Source organism: Nonomuraea sp. NPDC026600, assembly GCF_040638335.1.
Classification (GTDB): domain Bacteria; phylum Actinomycetota; class Actinomycetes; order Streptosporangiales; family Streptosporangiaceae; genus Nonomuraea.
Window position 1 is genome coordinate 55,138 of sequence record NZ_JBEZYD010000004.1, and the last position, 21,076, is coordinate 76,213.

23 protein-coding genes are annotated in these 21,076 nt (G+C 66.7%); 15 read left to right on the plus strand and 8 right to left on the minus strand.

Going from position 1 to position 21,076, the window contains the following annotated elements; genetic code table 11:
- The first annotated feature begins 19 nt into the window (after positions 1-19).
- Positions 20-1,456 (plus strand): amidophosphoribosyltransferase, encoded by a 1,437-nt coding sequence (gene purF / locus AB0F17_RS10425; protein WP_358019460.1) that lies wholly within the window; start codon positions 20-22, stop codon positions 1,454-1,456.
- On the plus strand, positions 1,453-2,478 hold the full coding sequence (gene purM / locus AB0F17_RS10430; protein WP_358019463.1) for a phosphoribosylformylglycinamidine cyclo-ligase: 1,026 nt from the start codon (positions 1,453-1,455) through the stop codon (positions 2,476-2,478). The genes purF and purM overlap by 4 nt, the downstream gene beginning before the upstream one ends.
- Positions 2,479-2,741: 263 nt before the next feature.
- Here purM and AB0F17_RS10435 read toward each other — a convergent pair whose 3' ends face one another.
- Together AB0F17_RS10435 and AB0F17_RS10440 are read right to left on the minus strand one after the other, a co-directional pair.
- Entirely contained in the window at positions 2,742-2,966 is a 225-nt protein-coding gene (locus AB0F17_RS10435; RefSeq protein ID WP_214643532.1) for a DUF3073 domain-containing protein, read from the minus strand.
- A 151-nt stretch (positions 2,967-3,117) separates the two neighbouring features.
- The gene (locus tag AB0F17_RS10440) at positions 3,118-4,197 is read right to left on the minus strand and encodes a Glu/Leu/Phe/Val dehydrogenase dimerization domain-containing protein (RefSeq protein ID WP_358019466.1); all 1,080 of its coding nucleotides are present in this window, start codon (positions 4,195-4,197) and stop codon (positions 3,118-3,120) included.
- Between the two features lie 111 nt (positions 4,198-4,308).
- Between AB0F17_RS10440 and AB0F17_RS10445 the strand changes: the two genes are divergently transcribed.
- Together AB0F17_RS10445 and bldC are read left to right on the plus strand one after the other, a co-directional pair.
- Entirely contained in the window at positions 4,309-5,172 is an 864-nt protein-coding gene (locus tag AB0F17_RS10445) for a hypothetical protein (protein WP_358019469.1), read from the plus strand.
- Positions 5,173-5,494: 322 nt separating this feature from the next.
- A complete protein-coding gene (gene bldC, locus AB0F17_RS10450) occupies positions 5,495-5,698 on the plus strand; it encodes a developmental transcriptional regulator BldC (RefSeq protein WP_013133571.1) in 204 nt (67 codons plus the stop codon).
- Positions 5,699-5,826: 128 nt separating this feature from the next.
- On the opposite strand, the gene AB0F17_RS10455 is transcribed toward bldC, so the two are convergent.
- A complete protein-coding gene (locus tag AB0F17_RS10455) occupies positions 5,827-6,414 on the minus strand; it encodes a TetR/AcrR family transcriptional regulator (protein WP_214643535.1) in 588 nt (195 codons plus the stop codon).
- Between the two features lie 281 nt (positions 6,415-6,695).
- Between AB0F17_RS10455 and AB0F17_RS10460 the strand changes: the two genes are divergently transcribed.
- The 4 genes from AB0F17_RS10460 (at position 6,696) to AB0F17_RS10475 (ending at position 10,591) form a co-directional block, all read left to right on the plus strand.
- Complete coding sequence (locus AB0F17_RS10460) at positions 6,696-7,688, plus strand: LacI family DNA-binding transcriptional regulator (RefSeq protein ID WP_358019472.1); 993 nt, start codon at positions 6,696-6,698, stop codon at positions 7,686-7,688.
- Between the two features lie 127 nt (positions 7,689-7,815).
- A complete protein-coding gene (locus tag AB0F17_RS10465; protein WP_219532555.1) occupies positions 7,816-8,064 on the plus strand; it encodes a hypothetical protein in 249 nt (82 codons plus the stop codon).
- An 86-nt stretch (positions 8,065-8,150) separates the two neighbouring features.
- Complete coding sequence (locus AB0F17_RS10470; protein WP_358019475.1) at positions 8,151-8,996, plus strand: N-acetylmuramoyl-L-alanine amidase; 846 nt, start codon at positions 8,151-8,153, stop codon at positions 8,994-8,996.
- Positions 8,993-10,591, plus strand: a complete 1,599-nt coding sequence (locus tag AB0F17_RS10475) for a beta-N-acetylhexosaminidase (RefSeq protein ID WP_358019478.1) — start codon at positions 8,993-8,995, stop codon at positions 10,589-10,591. The genes AB0F17_RS10470 and AB0F17_RS10475 overlap by 4 nt, the downstream gene beginning before the upstream one ends.
- Positions 10,592-10,598: 7 nt before the next feature.
- Here the strand turns inward: AB0F17_RS10475 and AB0F17_RS10480 are convergent, their stop codons facing one another.
- Positions 10,599-11,378: an aminoglycoside adenylyltransferase domain-containing protein gene (locus tag AB0F17_RS10480; protein WP_358019481.1), complete on the minus strand. Its 780-nt coding sequence runs from the start codon at positions 11,376-11,378 to the stop codon at positions 10,599-10,601.
- 132 nt (positions 11,379-11,510) lie between these two features.
- Positions 11,511-12,563: a quinone-dependent dihydroorotate dehydrogenase gene (locus tag AB0F17_RS10485; protein WP_214643540.1), complete on the minus strand. Its 1,053-nt coding sequence runs from the start codon at positions 12,561-12,563 to the stop codon at positions 11,511-11,513.
- Positions 12,564-12,608: 45 nt separating this feature from the next.
- On the opposite strand from AB0F17_RS10485, the gene AB0F17_RS10490 reads away from it, so the two are divergent.
- Positions 12,609-12,983 carry a tautomerase family protein gene (locus tag AB0F17_RS10490; protein ID WP_358019485.1) on the plus strand — a complete coding sequence of 125 codons (375 nt, stop codon included), beginning with the start codon at positions 12,609-12,611 and terminating at the stop codon, positions 12,981-12,983.
- Here AB0F17_RS10490 and AB0F17_RS10495 read toward each other — a convergent pair.
- Positions 12,980-13,663, minus strand: coding sequence for a hypothetical protein (locus AB0F17_RS10495; RefSeq protein WP_358019488.1), 684 nt, complete (start codon positions 13,661-13,663; stop codon positions 12,980-12,982). The two genes, AB0F17_RS10490 and AB0F17_RS10495, sit on opposite strands and share 4 nt — an antisense overlap.
- An 89-nt stretch (positions 13,664-13,752) precedes the next feature.
- Here AB0F17_RS10495 and lpdA point away from each other — a divergent pair, with 89 nt between their 5' ends.
- Complete coding sequence (gene lpdA / locus AB0F17_RS10500) at positions 13,753-15,132, plus strand: dihydrolipoyl dehydrogenase (protein WP_358019491.1); 1,380 nt, start codon at positions 13,753-13,755, stop codon at positions 15,130-15,132.
- Between the two features lie 61 nt (positions 15,133-15,193).
- On the opposite strand, the gene AB0F17_RS10505 is transcribed toward lpdA, so the two are convergent.
- Both AB0F17_RS10505 and AB0F17_RS10510 read right to left on the minus strand, forming a co-directional pair.
- On the minus strand, positions 15,194-16,387 hold the full coding sequence (locus AB0F17_RS10505; protein ID WP_358019494.1) for a tyrosine-type recombinase/integrase: 1,194 nt from the start codon (positions 16,385-16,387) through the stop codon (positions 15,194-15,196).
- Between the two features lie 10 nt (positions 16,388-16,397).
- Positions 16,398-17,018: a hypothetical protein gene (locus tag AB0F17_RS10510; RefSeq protein WP_358019497.1), complete on the minus strand. Its 621-nt coding sequence runs from the start codon at positions 17,016-17,018 to the stop codon at positions 16,398-16,400.
- 217 nt (positions 17,019-17,235) lie between these two features.
- Between AB0F17_RS10510 and AB0F17_RS10515 the strand changes: the two genes are divergently transcribed.
- From AB0F17_RS10515 to AB0F17_RS10535, 5 genes are all read left to right on the plus strand, one after another.
- A complete protein-coding gene (locus tag AB0F17_RS10515) occupies positions 17,236-17,439 on the plus strand; it encodes a helix-turn-helix domain-containing protein (RefSeq protein WP_358019500.1) in 204 nt (67 codons plus the stop codon).
- A gap of 887 nt (positions 17,440-18,326) precedes the next feature.
- Positions 18,327-18,575 carry an HNH endonuclease signature motif containing protein gene (locus AB0F17_RS10520; RefSeq protein ID WP_358020855.1) on the plus strand — a complete coding sequence of 83 codons (249 nt, stop codon included), beginning with the start codon at positions 18,327-18,329 and terminating at the stop codon, positions 18,573-18,575.
- 527 nt (positions 18,576-19,102) lie between these two features.
- A complete protein-coding gene (locus AB0F17_RS10525; RefSeq protein WP_358019503.1) occupies positions 19,103-19,288 on the plus strand; it encodes a hypothetical protein in 186 nt (61 codons plus the stop codon).
- Positions 19,289-19,332: 44 nt separating this feature from the next.
- Positions 19,333-19,821: a hypothetical protein gene (locus tag AB0F17_RS10530; protein WP_358019506.1), complete on the plus strand. Its 489-nt coding sequence runs from the start codon at positions 19,333-19,335 to the stop codon at positions 19,819-19,821.
- A 22-nt stretch (positions 19,822-19,843) separates the two neighbouring features.
- Complete coding sequence (locus tag AB0F17_RS10535; RefSeq protein WP_358019508.1) at positions 19,844-20,767, plus strand: hypothetical protein; 924 nt, start codon at positions 19,844-19,846, stop codon at positions 20,765-20,767.
- The last annotated feature ends 309 nt before the right edge of the window (positions 20,768-21,076 follow it).

The window sequence follows — 21,076 nt, forward strand, 5'->3', positions numbered from 1 at the left end:
CCAACCTAGACTGAAGCACGTGCTGAAAGGCGACGGCCGGCTCGGCCATGACCTGGACCCCCAAGACCGTGCTCCGCAGGACGCCTGTGGCGTCTTCGGAGTCTGGGCGCCAGGCGAGGAAGTGTCCAAACTCACCTACTACGGACTGTACGCGTTGCAACACCGCGGACAGGAGTCCGCGGGCATCGCGGTCAGCGAGGGCAGCCGCATCCTCGTCTACAAGGACATGGGCCTGGTCGCCCAGGTCTTCGACGAGTCGGTGCTGGGCACACTCCGGGGCCACCTGGCCATCGGCCACTGCCGCTACTCCACGACCGGCTCCAGTGTGTGGGAGAACGCCCAGCCCACGCTCAGCTCCACCGACGTCGGCGGCCTCGCGCTCGCCCACAACGGCAACCTGATCAACACCCCGGAGCTGGCCCAGCGGCTGGCCCCCGGGGCGACCAGGGCGAGCACCGACACCGACGTGCTCACCACGCTGCTCGCCCAGGACAGTGACCGGTCCATCGAGGACGCGGCGGCCGAGCTGCTGCCGCAGGTCAAGGGCGCCTACTCGCTGGTGTTCATGAACGAGAAGACCCTCTACGCGGCCCGCGACCCGCAGGGCATCCGCCCGCTGGTCCTGGGCCGCCTGGAGCGGGGCTGGGTGGTGGCCTCCGAGACGGCCGCGCTCGACATCGTGGGCGCCACCTTCACCCGCGAGATCGAGCCGGGCGAGATGCTCACCATCGACGAGCGCGGCGTCAGGTCGCGCCGGTTCGCGCTGGCCGAGCCGAAGGGCTGCCTGTTCGAGTACGTCTACCTGGCCCGCCCCGACACCACCATCGCCGGGCGCGGCGTCCAGGTCACCCGGGTCGAGGTCGGCCGTGAGCTGGCCCGCGAGCACCCCGTCGAGGCCGACCTGGTCATCCCGACGCCCGAGTCCGGCACGCCCGCCGCCGTCGGCTACGCGCAGGAGAGCGGCATCCCCTACGGCCAGGGCCTGGTGAAGAACTCCTACGTCGGCCGCACCTTCATCCAGCCTTCGCAGACCATCCGGCAGCTCGGCATCAGGCTCAAGCTCAACCCGCTGCGCGAGGTCGTCGAGGGCAAGCGCCTCGTCGTCGTGGACGACTCGATCGTCCGTGGCAACACCCAGCGCGCGATCGTCAGGATGCTGCGCGAGGCCGGCGCCAAAGAGGTGCACGTACGCATCTCCTCGCCGCCCGTGGCCTGGCCGTGCTTCTACGGCATCGACTTCGCCACCAGGGCCGAGCTCATCGCGGGCTCGCTCACCGTCGAGGAGATCCGCGCCTCGCTCGGCGCCGACTCGCTGGGCTACATCTCGCTGGAGGGCCTGACCAAGGCCACCACCATCCCCGCCGAACGCCTGTGCCGGGCCTGCTTCGACGGTTCCTATCCCATCCCCATCGACCAGGACAACGTGGGCAAGTTCGTGTTGGAGAGCAAGGCGTGACGACGTACGAGGCCGCCGGAGTCGACATCGAGGCGGGCGAGCGCGCCGTCTCACTGATGAAGGCGAAGGTGGCCCGCTCCCGCCGGCCCGAGGTGGTCGACGACGCCAGCGGCTTCGCCGGCCTGTTCGACGCCTCGGCCCTGCTGCGCTACCAGCGCCCGCTGCTGGCCACCTCGACCGACGGCGTGGGCACCAAGGTCATGCTCGCCCAGCGATACGGCAAGCACGACACGATCGGCGTCGACCTCGTCGCCATGGTCCTCGACGACCTGGTGGTGTGCGGCGCCGAGCCGCTGTTCATGACCGACTACATCGCCTGCGGCAAGGTGGTGCCCGAGCGGATCGCCGAGATCGTGGGCGGCGTCGCCGAGGGCTGCCGGCTGGCCGGGGCGGCCCTGCTCGGCGGCGAGACCGCCGAACACCCGGGTGCCATGGGGCCCGACGAATACGACCTGGCGGGCGCGGGCACCGGCGTCGTGGAGGCGTCGGCGATGCTCGGCGCCTCTCGCGTGCGGGCCGGCGACGCGGTGCTCGGCCTGGCGTCGTCGGGAGTGCACTCCAACGGTTATTCGCTGGTACGCCACGTGCTGCGCGAGTCGTCACTGTCGCTCGACGCCGACCTCCCCGAGCTGGGCAGGCCGCTGGGCGCCGAGCTGCTGGAGCCCACCCGGATCTACTCGCTCGACTGCCTGGAGCTGGCCCGCGCGGTGGACGTGCACGCCTACGCCCACATCACGGGCGGCGGCATCGAGGGCAACCTGTCCCGCTCACTCCCCGACCACCTGGACGCCGCCCTCGACCGCTCGTCGTGGACCCCGCCACCGATCTTCTCGGTCCTGGCCGGCCACGGCGGCATCGAACAGAAGGACATGGACAAGACCTTCAACCTGGGCATCGGCATGGCCGCCATCGTGGCGCAGGAGTCAGCGGACGAAGCTCTGCGCCTCCTGGCCGACCGTGGCCTGGAAGCGTGGGTCCTGGGCGAAATCACCGAGGGCACCGGCAAAGCCAGCTATCGCTGACACAGGTGGCAGGGGTTGCCGTCGGCGACACCTGCCACGTCGTACCGCTCAGAGGAACACCGGCCGCCGATTCGCCACCCAGATGGTCCCACCGTCTTGTTACGGCGCCCGGCCACGTGCGGGCTCAGCGGCCGTATTCCTGGAGGCCCCCTGCCCTGAACGGCGGGTGGCGGCCAGGTTGGCCGTGCCGTAACCCCAAATAGCAAAAAATGCGCCCCACGGGTGGGTGCCGTGGGGCTGGACTCGCTCAACCAGAAGAACGACTACGAACGTCCGGACGAACGATCGTCGTCGTTGTTGCTGTAGTCATCGGCGTAATCGGCATAGCGATCCGCCAGCTCATCGCTGAGGTCGTCGGCGTCGTCGTTGTCACTGGAGTCTCCGACCCCGAGTTCATCGCGAAGACGATCAAGATCCGTGCCACCGCTGTTGTACTTCAGCTGGCGAGCAACCTTGACCTGCTTGGCCTTTGCTCGGCCGCGCCCCATTGGCTCGACCCCCTCGTGTGGGGTCGTCCCCGACCCCTCGTCGCTAACGCACCACACACTGACGCCGCCTGACTTTGGGCGTCAGCCTATCGTTCGCCTATTACCGTACCTGTTTTGTGCCCAGCTCGGTACGCCGTATGGGCGTGGGGCGTCAGTGGCCCAGCCAAATGCCCCTAATACGCCCGACTTCCGACATTCTGCGCTCGGCCAGCCTATCTGCTGCGACCGCCGGAGGGACGCCCTCTTCGGCCGCGATCGCGAAGATCTTCAGAGTCGTGTCATAGATCTGGGTCGCCTTGGCCCTGGCACGTTCCATGCTGAAGCCTTCGAGCTCGTCCGCGACCTGGATCACGCCGCCCGAGTTGACCACGTAGTCGGGCGCGTAGAGGATGCCGCGCTCCGCGAGCTGCTTCTCGACGCCGGGATGGGCGAGCTGGTTGTTGGCCGCGCCACAGACGATCTTGGCGCGGAGCGTGGCCGACGCCTGGTCGTCGAGCGCCCCGCCCAGCGCGCAGGGGGCGAACACGTCGATGTCGGCCGCGACGAGCGCCGCCGCGTCGGCCACGACGGCCACCTCGGGGTGGCGCTGCCGTACGCGCTCGACCGCCTTGGGGTCGACGTCGCAGACGACCACTTCGGCCCCGTCCTCGCACAGCAGGTCCACCAGTCGGTGGCCGACCTTGCCGACGCCCTCGACGCCGACCCGCCTGCCGTGCAGCGATGGCGTGCCGTACACACGCTCGGCCGAGGCCCGCATGCCCTGGAAGACGCCGAACGCGGTGAGGATCGAGGAGTCGCCGGCGCCGCCGTGGGCCAGGGTGCGGCCGACCACGAAGCGTGACTCCCTTGCGACGACGTCCATGTCCTCGCTGTAGGTGCCCACGTCACAGGCGGTGATGTAGCGCCCGCCGAGCGACGCGACGAAGCGGCCGTAGGCGCGCAGCAGCGCCTCGCTCTTGTCCCGGGCCGGGTCGCCGATGATGACGGCCTTGCCGCCGCCGAGGTCGAGACCGGCCAGCGCGTTCTTGTAGGCCATGCCCTTGGCCAGGTTGAGCACGTCGGCCAGGGCCGCCTGCTCGTCCGGGTAGGGGTAGAACCTGGTGCCTCCCAGGGCCGGCCCGAGTGCGGTGTTGTGGATGGCGATGATGGCACGCAGGCCGCTCTGCTCGTCCGCGCAGAATACGACCTGCTCATGGACGTCCTTGTGGGACGAGCCGAAGACATCGGTCACGGTAGTGACTCCCTGTCCGTTACAGTCCGTCGCTCCGTCGCGACGGATATCGCTTCTCAGCGTAATAGCCGCGACGGTGCGAGCAGGTTGTCTTCATGACACGATGCCTCCGTGCTGCCCTATGCCGCTTACCTCCGGGTCTACGAGCCGCTGACCGCGTTCGCCGAGTCCGAGCGCAAGGTCTGGGCCGAGTACGCCGAATCGCGCGACCGCCCCCGCCGGGCCACCGCGCTCAACGCCGAGCACGACGAGGCCGTCAGGCGCCTGCTCGGTATGCCGCCCCACCCGGCACCCGCGCAGGAGAGCCCCAACGCCTATCTGCGGCGCGTTGAGGACCGGCTCTATGTCTGTCCGTGGCAGACGCGGTTGCGCTCGTGGCTGGCGTTCTCAAGGCTGCGTGGCAGCACTCCTGCGAAGCTCATGGACCGGCTCGTCCCGAAGGCGATCGCCGAGCAGACCGTCGACGACTTCGACCGGTACAAGCGCACGGGCGACTCCTCCGCGCTCCGGACCCACATCCGCACCACGGCGTGGCACGTGCCACCCGCGTGGTTCGTGCCCTTTGACGGGAACGAGCGCTGGCTGGTGCTCGGCTCCTCCACCCCGGGACAGGACGTGACCACCACGACGGGACGCAACCTCATCTATGTCACCTCCATGGCCCAGGCCAGGAGGCGTTCCGCGCGGGCGTTGCAGGTGCTGCGCAGGCACCTGGGCGAGGTGTCGGCCAACTTCGACGTGGAGGACGTGGCCAGGTGGCTCGAGGAGTTCCATCCGCACTCGCTGGTTGAGCTTGATTACGGCGGGTTGGTGCACCTTATGAATGATGACGCTCTGCAAGCGGATCAGTCCGTCGCGGAGCTCTCCGCGGCCCTCACGGGACTGGACACGGGTCAAGAAGAGCTTGCCTACGCCATGTATCAGAGGGTGATCCTGCGCTGGAAGTCAATGCAACTTCTGGAATCTGCCAACTGAACCCCAATACAACTGTCTGACCTGCATAAGTAGGTCATGACTCGCGGCTGCTCTCTTCTGCGAACTGAGTAGTTTGCCGTTTTCACTGCGATACCACGAAACGTGTCGCTAGAATCACCGAGCGTGACATCGCCATGTGAGCGGGCAGTTGGGTCAAAGAAGGGCTCGCAAATCGCTCTGCGTGGCGGTATGGTCACTTCGGGTGATGCCGCATATGGCTCAGAAAAGCCGCACGCTCTGGGCTATAGGGGGACATCCGTGACACGCGCAAAGGGAGTCACAGGATCGCTGAGCCGGTCCACACGGAGGAGAGGCCGCACAAATGTCAGCTCGTACACCCGAGGCCGAGCCGCTGCTCACGCCCGCTGAGGTCGCGACCATGTTCAGGGTCGACCCCAAGACCGTTACCCGGTGGGCGAAGGCAGGCAAGTTGACGTCGATTCGTACCCTCGGCGGTCACCGGCGTTACCGGGAGACCGAGGTCCGGGCACTGCTGGCGGGCATTCCGCAGCAGCGTTCGGAGTAGTGCCGGGGTCGTCACGAACCTCAGGGGGGTTGAATGGTGGGCCGTGCTGGACAGCCCGGTCCACCCAGGTGACGACGTCATGTCGTAGTAGTGGGAAGCTGGCGCCGCCCGCCCGGCGCCATCCTTCCCTAGGCGAGCTGTTCCCTGGTCAGTAGATCCAGCAGCCCGTCGACCTCCGTGTCATAGCCGGCGGCTACTCTGAGTAGCGCCACCATGTGATCGACGAGCATCTTCTCCAGCGTCGCGCGCTCGATGTCGCGGTGCTCCAGCCAGTCCAGGCCCGCGGTCTCCACCGACGCGATCCACGATCTCAGCGTCGTACGCAGCACCGGACTCGGCCGCTCGACCCGCATCTGCCGCTGGATGAGCCAGAAGAGGCGTTGCCGTACACCGTCGACGATCTCCCCGATCTCCCCCGCCCGATTGGCGGGGCCGCCGCGCAGCAGCGCCGCGAAGCCGGCCGCGTGCTCCTCGACGAAGTCGAAGTAGCGCCGCAATCCCGAGGCGAGTTCGTCCAGCGGCCTGCCGCCGCCCTGCGGGCGCAGCCGCGACTCCAGTTGCTCGGCCGCGCTCTTCAGCGCCGCCACGTACAGCTCCTGCTTGCCGCCGAAGTAGTGGTAGACCAGTGCCCGCGAAGCGCCGGCGGCCGAGGCCACGTCGTCGATCGAGACGTCTTCCGCGTCGCGTGTGCTGAAGAGCTCGAGTGCCGCGGCCATGAGCTCCTCGCGACGGCGATCCACGCTGAGCCTGCGCCGAGCCGGTCGGGCCGCTTCGGCTGACTTCCCGAGTGTCACAACTGCACAGTATCCGACCCCCTGCCTAATAGCGGACATGTAGCCAACTGGTCAATATCAGCCTTCCCTAACCTGAAGCCGTACCCTGTGGCGAACTCGATCGTTTGGTCAGACAGGTGCCCAACTTCGCATCGCGGGGGAGACACATGTCAGGACCACCCGTCAACACTTCAACTATTGCCGAGCTCCGCGAGGTAGACGCGGTGCCTCGGCCAAGGCCCACCATCCGCAACGTCGCCGAGCGAGCCGGCGTCTCGAAATCGCTGGTCTCACTCGTACTGCGCGGATCCCCGCACGTGAGCGAGCACCGGCGGCAAGCCGTACTGCAGGCGGCTCGCGAGCTCGGCTACCGGCCCAACGCGGTCGCGCGGAGCCTCGTCGAAGGCCGTACCCATCTCGTCGGCGCGCTCGTCGCCGACCTGCACAACCCGTTCTACGCCGAGTTCCTCGACGGTCTGCAGGAGAGCCTGCACGGCGACGGACTGCGCATGCTGATCGGCAACAGCCAGTGGGACCCCGCCTTCGAGGACGAGGCCGTGGAGGCCTTCCTGGAGCTCAGGGTCGACGGGCTGGTTCTGCTCGGCATCGCGCCGACCAGCGAGACGCTGATCGAGGCGACCGCCTACACGCCCACGGTCGTCGTAGGGGAACGTGACATCGAGCTCGAGGGCGTCGACATCGTCGTCGACGACGACCAGCTCGGTGCCCGTCTGGCCATCGACCACCTGGTCGACCACGGCCACAAGCGGATCGCGCACATCGAGGGTCCGCGTTCGTCACGCTGCGAGGGTTATCTCGTGGCGATGCGCAGGCACTCGCTGGCGCCGTACATCATGGTCGAGGCCGCGGAGTCGACCGAGGAGGACGGCCGGCAGGCCGCCCTCGCCCTGCTCAGCCGCGAACCCAGGCCCACGGCGATCTTCGCCGCCAACGACGTGGTGGCGCTCGGCGTCCTCTCGGCCGCGGCGGAACTGGGCCTGAAGGTGCCGGACGACCTGTCGGTGGTCGGTTACGACAACACCCACCTGGCCGCCTCGCACCACATCTCTCTGACCTCCGTCGACCAACCGCGCCGCACCATGGGCCGGTCCGCGGCGGCCCTGCTCAGCGACCGGATCGGAGACCCCTCGAAAGTCGCCCGGCTGCGCCAGGTGACCCCCGAACTGATCGTTCGGCGAAGCACCGGACCCGCTTAGGGAGGGCCGAAGGAGCACGGGTCGCGTTTAGAGACGGCCAAAGCTGGGTCAACCCGTGCGGCGGCGGCGCCGCACGGAGGTTTACTCGTCAGGTCATAGCGACACGATCTGATCCGGGGGGACAGCCATGCGTGATCCGGAACTGGTGTCCTGCGCCCAGCGCGCGGCGACCGAGCTCGAACGCGCCTGGGCGCAGTGGCGCGCGGGCAGGGACAGGGGTACCGACGTCGGCGCGGAGTCCGTGGCCAGCTACGTCGCCCACTCCCTCGACCACCCATGGGGCCGTCCCCGCGTCGTTCTCGGTCTCGACGCCGAGGACGCACGGGAGCTGGCCGCACTGCTCGAACGGCAGGAGGTGGGCGAACACGTCTGGTGACGCCCGCCCTTGAGGTGAGCCTCCGGCGGGGACCGCTCTGGACATAAGCATCAGGCGAGGACCGCTCTTGACGTAAGTTGGAACGCATGCGTGCTCTTCCTGCGTCACTCCTCGCTGTCTGCGGCCTGATCGCCACCGCGTGCGGCAGCACCGGCAGCGGTGGCGCCGCGGCAGGTCAGGCCGCCCAGGCGGCCGCGACGACCCTGGCCCCCGCCCCGGCTCAGGCTCGTACCACGCCTCAGGCTCGCGCCAAGCCCCAGGCCGCGGCGCGGCCGCTGGAGGGCAAGACCATCGTCATCGACCCGGGGCACAACGGCGGCAACTACCGCGATCCGAAGGCCGTCAACCGCAAGGTCAACGTGCTGACCAAATGGAAGCCGTGTGACACGACGGGGACCGAGACGAACAGCCACTACACCGAGGCCGCCTTCACCTGGGACGTCTCCAACCGCATGGTCAAGATCCTGAAGGCCCGCGGTGCCGCGGTGAAGCTGACCAGGGCCGACAACAGCGGCGTCGGGCCGTGCATCACCGAGCGGGCCGCGATCGGCAACAAGGCCAAGGCCGACGCCGCCATCTCCGTGCACGGCGACGGCGCTGCGGCCGCCAACCACGGCTTCCACGTCATCATGCCGAAGAAGATCAACGGCCCGGTCGACCCCGTCGTGGCCGACTCGCGCAGGCTGGGCCTGGCCGTGCGTGACGCGTACAAGAAGGAGACCGGCCTGCCCTATTCGACCTACATCGGCAGCAAGGCCCTCGACTACCGCGACGACCTCGGCGGCCTCAACCTGTCGACCGTGCCGAAGATCTTCATCGAGTGCGGCAACATGCGTAACCCGGCTGAGGCGGCCAAGTTCCAGAATTCCGCCTTCAGGCAGCGGATCGCGGTAGCGCTGGCCGACGGTTTGCAGCACTATCTCAGAGCATGATTCCTCGCCCCAACCTGCTGAACGATCTCTCCGGTTCCTACGAGCTGACCTCGGGCGCGGCCGTCTCGGGGCCCGAGGACCTGGTCGACGCCGTACGCCTGGCGCTGCCGGTGCTCGACCTGCGGCCGGGCGACGCGGGAGCCGTCGACCTGCGGCACGACCCGGCCCTCGGCCCGGAGGCGTACCGGCTGGTCGTGGGGTCGCGCGGGGTGGAGATCACGGCGGGTGACCGGGCGGGCGCCTTCTACGCGGGGCAGTCGCTGCACCAGTTGCTGCCGGCCGCGTCCTACCGTTTCGCGGCCGAGGCGGCGTGGACCGTTCCGGGGGTCCGGATCGAGGACGCTCCCCGTTTCTCCTGGCGTGGGCTGCACCTCGACGTGGCCAGGCACTTCTTCCCCAAGCGTGAGGTGCTCCGCCTGATCGACCTGATGGGGACGCACAAGCTGAACCGGCTCCACCTGCACCTGGTCGACGACCAGGGCTGGCGGGTGGAGAGCAGGGCGTACCCGCGGCTGCACGAGGTGGCCTCGCACCGCTCGCGTACCGCGACGAACTACTACCGCGAGCCCGACGCCTACGACGAGATCCCGCACGGCGGCTACTACTCCCTCGACGACCTGACGGAGATCGCCGCCTACGCGCGGGCCCGTGCGGTCATCGTCGTGCCGGAGATCGACGTGCCGGGGCACGCCCAGGCGATCCTGGCCGCCTATCCGGAGTTCGGCTCCTCCGACGACGACTACCAGGTGCTGGAGCGGTGGGGCATCACCCCGGCCATCCTGTCCCCCATGCCGCCCACGGTCGAGTTCCTGACCACGATCTTCGACGAGCTGATCGGCGCCATCGGCGAGACCCCCTACGTGCACATCGGCGGCGACGAGGTGGTGTTCGACCACTGGACCGCCTCCCCCGAGATCACCGCCTACCGCGACTCGCTGGGTCTGTCGTCCATGGGCGAGCTGCACGCGTGGTTCCTGCGCCGGCTCGCCGACGTGCTGGCGGACCGCGGCGCGCGGGCGGTCGTGTGGGACGAGGCGTTCGTCAGCGGCGAGCTGCGGCACGACACGCTGGTGATGCCGTGGCGCGGGATGGGCGTCGGCCGGCGGGCCGCCGCGGCGGGCCATGACGTGATCGCGACGCCGGTGTTCCCGCTGTACTTCGACTACGCGGAGTCGGCGTCGGCCGACGAGCCCATGGCGATCGGTGACGCGATCACCGTCGCCGACGTCGCGGCCTTCTCCCCCGCCCCGGACGACTGGTCCGGCGAGGAGCGGTCGCGGGTCGTCGGGGCCCAGGCCCAGCTCTGGACCGAGCGCATCCCCGACTCTCGCACGCTCGACTACCGGGTGTGGCCGCGGGCGTGCGCCCTGGCGGAGGTGGCGTGGTCCGGCTCGGCGGGGGCCGACTTCCCGGCCCGCCTGGAGGAGCATCTCGGCCGGCTCGACGCGATCGGGGTGGAGTACCGGCCGCTGGACGGGCCCAAGCCGTGGCAGCGGCGCAGACCCCACCGGCCCGCCACGGTACGCGTGGCCGAGCTGATGCAGCGGGTGGACTCGATGACCCACGACGCGGAGTCGACCAGACCCAGCGTGTGACCGTCCGTCACATCTCCAGCACCATGGTCATGAAGGCCAGCAGATCGGCCCGGCGCCGGAACGGATTGCGGTAGAGCGCGGGCCCGCCGAGCCTGATCCGCAGGGCCTCGCGGACGATCCGGTGCCAGCGCGTGTCGAACGCCTCCAGCGCGTACTCGCCGGCGGCGGTCTTCGACGTCACCTCGCCCACCGCGAGCGTCTGGCGCAGGCGGGTGACGCCGAGCACGCCCCACGCGGTCTGGAACTCGCTCAGCGCGAGCACGCCCGGCCGGGAGGCCGGTCGGGCGCTGTACTGTACCCATCTGGTCCAGTACGTCGCCAGGTTCGCCCTGGTCTGCCGGGCGAGCTTGTCCCAGTCGGTGTGGATGCCGAGCTGGGCCGCCGACGGCCCTCTCACGGCCACACCGCCCTGGGCCAGCACGTGCCAGGTGACCAGGCCGCGCTCGAACCGTCCCGACTCGGTCAGCCGCCATTCGTGCACCGACGGCCCATCGGGCGCCTGCGCCGGGTCCTTGCGCAGGTCGTCCCAGGTGACGTAGAGGCCGTCGAAGTGCGGCTTGGCCCCACGGGTCTTCAGCTCGGCGTGGATCGTACGAAGCGCGGCGGGATCGGGCGGCCGGCCGGTCACCGCGACGAAGTCGACGTCGCTCACCCGCGGCCGGTAGTCGCCCAGCGCGATCGATCCCTGCAGATACAGCCCCTCGATCAGACCGGGCGCGTGGCGATCGGCCAGTTCGAGGTAGTCCCGGCACAGGCGCGCGGGTGTGTCATGCAGATCATCGAGCATCCGGGAACCCTAGCAACGCCGGGAACACGTACTGTCACAGTTGGCTCGTTCTTCCACCTGCTGTGGGCTCCAGGCCGCCCACCCGTTTCAGGCCGTACGACTTCAGCCCGCACGACTTCAGGACGAACGGCTTCAGGCCGTACGGCCGATCGCTTCCGAGATCGAGGTGAGGCCGTGGCGGCGGACGCGGCGCGCGAGCTGCCGGTGGATGCGCGCGGCCCAGAACGGCCCGCCGTAGATCCACCCGGTGTAGCCCTGAACCAGCGTGGCCCCGGCGAGCAGGCGTTCCCACACGTCGTCGACATCCTCCACGCCACCCACGGAGACCAGCGTGAGCCGGTCGCCGACACGGGCCCGCAGCCGGCGCAGCACCTGCAAGGAGCGCGCCTTGAGCGGGCGGCCCGACAGCCCGCCGGTCTCGCCGCCGTGCCGGATCGTGGTGTTGGTCGCGATGATCCCGTCGAGTCCCAGCTCCAGCGCCAGGTCGGCGACCGCGTCGACGTCCTCGTCCGCGAGGTCGGGGGCGATCTTCACCAGCAGCGGGGTACGTCGCGGCGTGCCGTCGGCGACCTCCTTGACCGAGGCGAGCAGCGGGCGCAGCAGCGACACGGCCTGCAGGTCGCGCAGTCCGGGGGTGTTGGGCGAGCTCACGTTGACCACGAGGTAGTCGGCCAGCGACGCCAGCTCCTTGGCACTGGCCACGTAGTCGGCGACGGCCTCGGCCTCGGGCACCACCTTGGTCTTGCCGATGTTGACCCCGACCACGACCGGCAGCCCCCGGGTGCGGCGCAGGCGGCGCGACGCGGCCACCGCCCCGGCGTTGTTGAAGCCCATCCGGTTGATGACGGCCCGTCCCGGCACCAGCCTGAACAGCCGGGGCCGGGGGTTGCCCGGCTGGGCGTGCGCGGTGATGGTGCCGACCTCGACATGGCCGAAGCCCAGGGCGGCGACGCCCTCGGCGCAGGCGGCGTCCTTGTCGAACCCGGCGGCCAGGCCGAGCGGTCCGGGGAAGTGCACGCCGAACGCGCTGACGCGCAGAACCGGGTCGTGCGGCGCGAGCGCTCGATAGAGCAGCCGCTTGAGCAGGGGCAGCGCCGAGAGCAGCGCAAGGGCCCTGACAGTCAGATGGTGCACGGCCTCGGCGTCGAAACGTCGCAAGACCTGCGTGAACACGAGGCGATACATCAGGGGTCAGGCTACCAATCGCGGCGACCCCCTATATTGACCGGCATGCCACAGCTCAAGATCTACGGTCGGCGGGACGTGTGGGCCGGCCGGCAACGGGAGCTCTCGGACCTCCTGCACTCCTGCATGGTGAGCGCCTGGGGGCTGCCGGAGGACAAGCGGTTCCACCGGTTCCTGCTGCTCGACGCCGAGGACTTCGTGTGCCCGCAGCGCGGCGCGGACTACCTGATCATCGAGGTGGTCTGCTTCACCGGCCGCAGCGACGACACCAAGCGGGCGCTGATCCGGACGATCTACGAGAGGTCGGGGCTCGCCGCCGAGGACCTGGAGATCACGATCATCGAGATGCCCAAGGTCAACTGGGGCATCCGCGGGGTCCCGGCGGACGAGCTGGCGCTGCCGTACAAGGTGGAGTTCTAGCCGAGGGTGCCGAGCACCACCGCGCCCGCGCCGATTGCGAGGGCCAGCGGGAACGCCCACCACTTCGGCGCGGGGCCGTCGCGCAGCACCTTGACGCCGAAGGGTACGAGCGCGACGCACAGGCCCGCGGTGGCCACGATCGACATCACGCCGGTGCCCTTGAGCACGCCGATCGGCAGCGCGGACATGAGGCCGAGGGCGACCGCCCGTACGACATCCAGCGTGCCGGCCCGCCACAGGCCGACGGCGAGCACGATCCAGCCGAAGAACAGCGCCACGCTGAGCGAGGCGAAGACGTGGAAGGCGCCATAGGAGTCCGCCACCGCCCGCTGCGCGGCCGGCAGGCCCTGCACGGAGACCAGCTGGAACGCCAGATGGCTGACCCCGGCGTGGAAGGCCCGCTCGAACAGGCCCAGCATCACCATCACCCCGCCCCACAGCACCCACCGCGAGCCGGGCGAGCGCCGCACGAGGCCGAGCACGCCCGGCCAGAGCAGCACGTTGCCCGCGGCGAAACAGCTGTAGGAGGCGGTCATCAGCGCCGGGTTCCCGGCGAAGGCCGCGAGCTGGCGCGGGAAGAAGGCGTCGTACGGCAGGCGCAGCAGCACGCCCACCAGCATGAGGACCGGCGCGATCACGAGGCTGACGCCTTCGGCCCACCGTCCCGGGAATTCGGTCATGCCTAGATCCAACCGAGCGCGATCGGCCGGGTCATTGGCACAGGGGCGAGGTTCAAGGGTAGCGCTAGGTGGACGGTACGGTCTGACTCATGAGCACTCACTATGACGTCGTCGTTCTCGGCGCGGGTCCCGGAGGGTACACGGCCGCGGTCCGCGCCGCCCAGCTCGGGCTGCGCGCAGCGGTCATCGAGGAGAAGTACTGGGGTGGCGTCTGCCTGAACGTGGGCTGTATCCCGTCCAAGGCACTGCTGCGCAACGCCGAGCTCGCGCACATTTTCCACCACGAGGCCAAGACCTTCGGCATCAGCGGCGAGGTCAGCTTCGACTACGGCGCCGCCTTCCAGCGCAGCCGCAAGGTGGCCGACGGCCGGGTCAAGGGCGTTCACTACCTGATGAAGAAGAACGCCATCACGGAGTACGACGGCCGCGGCACGTTCCTCGACGCCAACACGATCCAGGTGAACGGCGAGACGATCACCTTCGCCACCTGCATCATCGCCACCGGAGCCACCACCAGGCTGATCCCGGGCACGTCGCTGTCGGAGCGGGTGGTGACGTACGAGGAGCAGATCATGACCGATCAGCTCCCCGGCAGCATCATCATCGCGGGCGCGGGCGCCATCGGGGTGGAGTTCGCGTACGTCCTGCACAACTACGGCGTCAAGGTGACGATCGTGGAGTTCCTCGACCGCATGGTCCCGCTGGAGGACGAGGAGGTCTCGGCCGAGCTGGCCAAGCGCTACAAGCGGCTCGGCATCGAGGTGCTCACCTCCACCCGCGTCGACGGCATCGACGACAACGGCGCCTCGGTCAAGGTGACCGTCACCCGCGACGGGCAGCAGCAGGTGCTGGAGGCCGACAAGGTGCTGCAGGCCATCGGCTTCGCACCGCGCGTCGACGGCTACGGCCTGGAGAAGACCGGCGTGGCCCTCACCGACAGGGGCGCGATCGCGATCGACGGCCGCTGCCGGACGAACGTGCCGCACATCTTCGCCATCGGCGACGTCACCGCCAAGCTGATGCTGGCGCACGCCGCCGAGTCCATGGGCATCATCGCGGCCGAGACGATCGGCGACGCGGAGACCATGGAGCTCGACTACGTGATGATCCCCCGGGCCACGTACTGCCAGCCGCAGGTGGCCAGCTTCGGCCACACCGAGGCGCAGGCCCGTGACCTGGGCTATGACGTGAAGGTGGTCAAGTTCCCGTTCACCGCGAACGGCAAGGCGCACGGCCTGGGCGACGCGAACGGCTTCGTCAAGATCATCAGCGACAACCAGTACGGCGAGCTGCTCGGCGCGCACCTGATCGGCCCGGAGGTGACGGAGCTGCTGCCCGAGCTGACGCTGGCCCAGCAGTGGGACCTCACCGTGCACGAGGTCGCGCGCAACGTGCACGCCCACCCCACGCTCGGCGAAGCGGTCAAGGAAGCGATCCACGGCCTCTCCGGCCACATGATCAACATGTGATCGCTGGGGGCAAAAGCCCGAGGTAGACAGGCATTTATGGGTCTTCGTGGTCAGCACGAAGTCAGCACGCGGCTGCCGGGACTTCGGCGATGCCCGTCTGATAACCGGCCTGCATCACGTCGAGCGCCCTGTCCCATGCCTCGTCCACGAGGTGGCCGTACGTACGGAATGTGATCCCGATGTCCTGGTGTCCCAGCCATCGGGACACGTCCGTGATGGGGATGCCCTGGGCGAGTTGCATGGATGCGTAGGAGTGGCGCAGTCCGTGAGGGGTGAAGTCCTCGGGAAGGCCCGCCGTCTTGGCTGCGGCGGCGAACGCCAGCCGATAAGTCTCGTACCCCACCCAACCTCCCTTGGCCGCCTGGAACAGGTACCCGTCGGCGGTGCCGTGGCTCTCGATGTGCGTGGTGATGGCGGAGTGAACGAACGGCGGCAGCGGCATGACCCGGTAGTCCCCTTCCTCACGGTGCTTGAGTGGGCCTAACACGCGCTTCCTGGTCACCTGCTCATGGATGCGCAGTCTCCGGCCGCCGAACATCACGCCTCCCTCGGCGACGGCAAACGCTTCAGATACCCGGAGACCGCATCCGGCCATGAGCCATACCGTCGCCGCCCAGCGGGCTGGCATGGAGTCGGCGAGCTTGCTGATCTGCGTCCAGGAGGGAACCAGAAACTCCTGTCTCTGCGCGGCGCTGGGCAGTTCGATGTCCGTGCAGGGCGACTCGGGGATGAGCTTGTCCTTTGTGGCCTCGCTGAAGATCGCGCCCACGACCATGTAGGCGCTGTGGATGGTGTTCGGCGCGTACGCTGCCTTGATCAGGGCTGAGATGAAGTTCTTGATGGTCTGCCTTGTGATGGCATTCAGCCGAAGGTGACCGAGAGTCGGGTTGATCTGGTTCTTCAGCGCATTGCCGTAGATCTCAACGCTCTTGGCCGACAGCCCGACACGGCCTGAGAGCCAGCTGTCCGCGTAGTCGGCGAAAGTGATCGCTCCGGCTTTGGGATCGATGGTGCGGCGTAAGCCGCTCACCTTGTCGGACTTGATCTCCAGAATGAACGCTTCTGCGTCCTTCTTCATGTTGTGCGGGTAGGACTGCTCCTGTTGCTTGGTGCCGCGTCCGCCGAGCCGGTAGCGGACCACCCAGGAGTGACCGCACTTGCCCCAGGATCGTTCGGCGGTCTTGCGGTCGTCGGCCGTGCGTAGGTCGAGTGTGCGCCCGGCTTTGGTGTCGGCGCACTCGCATTTCTTGATCAAGCTGGCCACGTTAGTTCGTTTCCTCGATTTCGTTCATCGCCTTGAGCAGTGAGACGGCCTTGTCGGTCAGGGTGCCGCCCGATTGGCGTTCGGCGGCCTCGGTGAGCATGCCGTTCTTGCGGGCCAGGGAGATCCAGTTGGCTGCTGCTCTTCGGTCCGCGCTGACGATCTCGGCGAGGTCCTGCACGGGGTTGGGCTCGCGCATGAGTACGTACCAGGCGTAGAGCACGGCTACGGCGAGGTGGAAGGACTCCGGCCGTCCGCTTCGGCCTGGCTTGGGGTTGTCGCTGGCTGTCTGCCGGATGTGGCGCTTCGCCCACTCGGTATGCGGGTCGAGCACATGGAAAATGTCTTGATCGCGGCTGAGGCGCTGAAGGTCGCTCTTCAACTCCCGTGAGATCTCGGCCAACGGAATGGATCGCAGCGTGCCTGTGGTGATGCCCCGTGCGATCAATTCGGGGTTGTTGGTGGTGATGCGCAGTTCGCTGGGGCCGCCCGTGCTATTGGGCGACCACCACATGTCCACCTGCCAGCCGTCGTACCAGTGCTGGAGGTGGTAGCCGGGGCCCTGGTCGGGCCGCACCTCTTCCCTCGCGTGCGTGTGTACGCGCGGTTCCTCTTGTTTGGTCATGGCGATGACGCTACACCATTCACGGACAGCGTGGAAGTGTGTTCATGTATAACTTGACGCTCTGAACATGAACATGCGATGGTGGTCGTTGCCCGCCGCGCCGGGCCGGGAAGGGCCGCAAGGTCACGCCCGGCCGGGGCGGTCCTGGCATGCCTTTGACAACTGCACAGCGGACACGACGCGAGGCGTACAGCTTGCGGGCACAGCGTGCCCGCACATGAGAGAGGAGAGCGATTTGGGCAGCGGAGGAAGCAACCACCTGATGTCGGTGAAAGACGTGGCCGCCTACATGGACGTGCCGGAAAGCACGGTCTACGCGTGCTGGAAGAAGTGGGAGCTGCCGGGCTACCGGATCGGCAAGCACCTCAGATTCCGAGTGCGGAACGTGGAGACCTGGATTGACAGCCAAGTCATCCATTGACCATCGAGACAGAGGGAAATTTGATCACTAATGAGTTGGGAATAGATATGACAAGGGGACCGAGTTGACGTTTCCTGAACATCAGTTTGGCAAGGTTTTTCAGCGATATGCGGGTAGTGTGGCTCGTCAGGGGCGCAATCTTTCCCTAGATGCCCGACTCCTTTTGATCGCCGTCGCTCGCGCCAACAACACGGGACACGCTGTATTTGAAGCTGGAGAGCTGCGGCAGATCCTTAGCCGAGAGAAACGGGACGGGAGCGTAAAGCCCGCTTCGCGGTCCACCGTTTACGACACATTGAAAAAGCTTCGCTTGGCAGGGCTCGTACTGCCCGGCGGCGGGGAAACCTGCGTATGGCTTCCGCGAGAATTCTGGGAACGCGGATTAAATAAGGGCGCAATGTGTCCCGTTCATCAAACGTGGGAGTCGGGCTATGTGTCGAATGTCGATTCGACCATGGCCCATGAGTCCTATGATGCTGGACCGATGTGGTAGTCCTACGAATCCAGACCCGTTGATCCGAAGATTCTGGACTCGACCATGCCTCTGACCTGTGCCAATACGGCTTCCTCTCTATTCTTATGTTCCTTCGGCAGGCGAGGAGGGACGACGAACCAGACGAAGGAATGATTAAGGGGCCAGCTTGGAGACTGGCCCCTACTTCAACCAGTTATCTAGAGGGCCTGGAGGCCCTAGCCGGAAGGCCCAATTAGTTGCGACTAGTTGATTACATAAGGCAGCCTTTGAGGGCTGCCATGGATTGATAGTTACTTAGACGATTGGAGGGCCGTTGGCCCTGGCTAACAAGATTTGTAATGAGAGTGGTTGTCATCAGATCGCCGTTCGCGGCGAAGGCAAGTGTTCCGCCCACCGCCGTAAACCGTGGGCGGTGACGTCCCAGAGGAATCTGTCTAGGCCGAAGGATTGGAATCGCCGCCGCAGGGCGGCTCTCAAGCGTGATGCTGAAGTTTGTTATTTATGTGGTCAGGCCGGTGCCAACGAGTTGGAACACGTGACGGCCGTAGCCGATGGCGGCGGCTGGGAGTACGACAACCTTCGCGCCGCTCACCGGGCCTGCCATCAGGCCAAGACCCTTCGGGAGCGGGCCGGAAGAGCCCGCCGAACGAACCCACGATGATTCGTTAGTTCGTTAGCTCGTTAGTTGGCAAGCCGCTGCTCTTAGCGCGGCAGATGTGGGGTAAATGTGTCATGGCGCTTCCAGCGGGGTTATCTCTCACCCAAGTGTTCAAGTGCGGATACTGCGACAAGCTGTGTAAGGAGACCAGGAAGCTGGGTTCGGGTCGTCCTGGGCCTTGGCGTCGCTACTGCTCGGCCGAGTGTCGTCAGGCTGCCAAGCGTGTACGAGATCGAGAGAAAGCGCAGGAGCGCTACCGTCTCAGCAAAGGCTTGTGCCTGAAGTGTGGACTCAAGATCGATGCCGAAGAGTTCGATCCGTACTGCTCACTGCGTTGTGATGATGTGCTGTGGGAGATCCGGACGGCCGTGAGCTGAGGCTTCTCGCACAAATAACTTATCCACCCCTCTAATAGAGGGTAGGGAGGGACTCTTCGACCCTCCTCATTCACGTAGAGGTTGTTGAAGGCCCTCGGTGACCTCGTGTCGGGGGCCTTCTTCAGGCCACACCACACCCCGTTTGGAGAACTGATGACTACCCACGTCCAGCTTGAGAACATGAGCGCCCTGGAGATCCTCTCCGCCTGGCGTGAAGGCAACTTGGACCCTGCCATTCGCATCGTGTCCGTGAGCGGCGACCTGGACAACCCGAGGTCGCTTACCTACGCGTGGCAGGCGACGCCTGAGCATGACGAGCTGCGTATGCGCACCTGGTAGCCCCGACACGCACCCACGCATTGACTATCGAAGGAGTAGCCGAAATGGACGACTCACCAAGCAACACGCTTGACGCCACCACCGAAATGGAGCCGGTGGCCGAAGCGCCCTCAGAAGGCTCTCAGATCGACTCTGAGACCGATAAATGGAAGAGCCTCAGCCGGACTAATGAAGCCCGCTGGAAGGCCGCCAGCGCCGAACTGGAGGCCGCAACCGCCAAGAGCGCGGAACTGGAACAGGCCATGACAGCGATGCAGCAAGAACATGCTCTGACGCTGGCTGAGATCCAGCTCCAGCATGCCGCCCAACAGCGCGGCATGGAGTTGGCCCCAGAGGCGATGTCCAAGCTCAACATGTCCGCCTTCCTCAGCGAGGAAGGAACGGCAGACCTTGACGCGATCACGGGGTTTGTTACTTCGCTCGGTTCGACGGCCAAGAAGCCCACGTATCCCCAAGACGTGGGTATCGGCCCTCACAGCTCAGGCGCACCTGTTGAACGTGGCGTTCCTCTGGACGCGCGAGCACGCCGCTAACCATTACTGAAAGGATTTCTCTTTGGCAATTACTCCAATCCCCGCATACGCGCACGCAGGTACGCATGCGTTCGTTCCCACCGAGTGGAGCAGCGAGCTACTCACCCAGTTCGATCCGCTGCTGGTCTGGGCCTCGCCCCTGGTGGTGAACACCGACTATGAAGGCGACATCACCACACAGGGCGACCGGATGGTGGTCAACGGCCTCATCAGGCCCAACGTCGGCAAGTACGATGACGTGGCCGGGATGACGATCGAAGATCTGAAGACCGTTGAGCAGTACGTGGACATCTCCGAAGCCGATTACGTGGCCTGGTTCGTCAGAAACATCGAGACGGTTCAGGTGGCCGGCGCTTTGGCGGCACCGGCCGCTCTGGAGTCCATCCGTGCTCTGGCGGCCTCTACGGACGCGTTCGTTGGCGCGACCATTGCGGCCTCGGCTACCAGCCTCCCGCAGGTGAACGTAAGCGCCCAGACTGACAGCCGTGACAAGGGCGAGGCGCTGCTAGAAGCCATCTTCGACATGATGGAAAAGCTCGACACTGGCAAGGTGCCGGACGGTCGATACGTTGTTGTCGGTCCCAAGGCCAAGCGCTACCTGATGCGTGCCCCTGACGTGGCCAACGCTGCCGCCCTGGGCGAGGCTGGCGCAACGGCCAACGGCGTGGTTGCCCGCCTGGCTGGGTTCACGCTCCTGTCCACCACGGCCATGCCGACCGGCGTGGACATTCTGGCCGGACAAAGGTCGTTCACCACGTTCGCCAGCCAGTTCACCGACTTCCGGAGTCAGCCGGTGGAGAAGTACCGCCGCGACCAGATTGACGCTCTGCATCTGTACGGCGCACGGGTTCTGTCTTTCCCTGGCGGGAAGCAGCCCACCGCGCCGAACGTCGCCGTGAAGGATTCCGAGGGCCTCGTGAAGGCCGCTGTGAAGTGGACCGCCTAAGTTAATTCTGACGATTCAAGAAGGCCCCGAACTCAATGGAAGAGTTCGGGGATTTTCTTGTTTTCAGGGCTGCGGGTTTTGTAAGTTCTTCCACCCTCGCGAGAGGGTGATACTCCAGGTCGGAGTACGTTTAATGCCTTCTTCGGAAAGTCCCAGAATCGTACCTGGTCGGAGGAACCACCCCCCTCGGGGTCTACCAAGGAGAAGGAAAGTGCATTACCCCAGGTCGAGACAATGAACTAACAAACCCCGATTTTTCTGGGGTTTCGTAGTTTCTTTGGTTTTCTTATTGACAGATGAAACTCGAAT

Bases quoted from the DNA above. Each gene is read 5' to 3' on its own strand.
- AB0F17_RS10475 (WP_358019478.1), top strand. From the start codon at position 8,993: ATGATTCCTCGCCCCAACCTGCTGAACGATCTCTCCGGTTCCTACGAG.
- AB0F17_RS10490 (WP_358019485.1), top strand. From the start codon at position 12,609: ATGCCACAGCTCAAGATCTACGGTCGGCGGGACGTGTGGGCCGGCCGG.
- AB0F17_RS10465 (WP_219532555.1), top strand. From the start codon at position 7,816: ATGCGTGATCCGGAACTGGTGTCCTGCGCCCAGCGCGCGGCGACCGAG.
- AB0F17_RS10525 (WP_358019503.1), top strand. From the start codon at position 19,103: ATGACTACCCACGTCCAGCTTGAGAACATGAGCGCCCTGGAGATCCTC.
- AB0F17_RS10485 (WP_214643540.1), bottom strand. From the start codon at position 12,563: ATGTATCGCCTCGTGTTCACGCAGGTCTTGCGACGTTTCGACGCCGAG.
- AB0F17_RS10470 (WP_358019475.1), top strand. From the start codon at position 8,151: ATGCGTGCTCTTCCTGCGTCACTCCTCGCTGTCTGCGGCCTGATCGCC.
- AB0F17_RS10515 (WP_358019500.1), top strand. From the start codon at position 17,236: ATGAGAGAGGAGAGCGATTTGGGCAGCGGAGGAAGCAACCACCTGATG.
- AB0F17_RS10510 (WP_358019497.1), bottom strand. From the start codon at position 17,018: ATGACCAAACAAGAGGAACCGCGCGTACACACGCACGCGAGGGAAGAG.
- AB0F17_RS10495 (WP_358019488.1), bottom strand. From the start codon at position 13,663: ATGACCGAATTCCCGGGACGGTGGGCCGAAGGCGTCAGCCTCGTGATC.
- lpdA (WP_358019491.1), top strand. From the start codon at position 13,753: ATGAGCACTCACTATGACGTCGTCGTTCTCGGCGCGGGTCCCGGAGGG.
- AB0F17_RS10530 (WP_358019506.1), top strand. From the start codon at position 19,333: ATGGACGACTCACCAAGCAACACGCTTGACGCCACCACCGAAATGGAG.
- AB0F17_RS10480 (WP_358019481.1), bottom strand. From the start codon at position 11,378: ATGCTCGATGATCTGCATGACACACCCGCGCGCCTGTGCCGGGACTAC.
- AB0F17_RS10435 (WP_214643532.1), bottom strand. From the start codon at position 2,966: ATGGGGCGCGGCCGAGCAAAGGCCAAGCAGGTCAAGGTTGCTCGCCAG.
- bldC (WP_013133571.1), top strand. From the start codon at position 5,495: ATGTCAGCTCGTACACCCGAGGCCGAGCCGCTGCTCACGCCCGCTGAG.
- AB0F17_RS10455 (WP_214643535.1), bottom strand. From the start codon at position 6,414: ATGGCCGCGGCACTCGAGCTCTTCAGCACACGCGACGCGGAAGACGTC.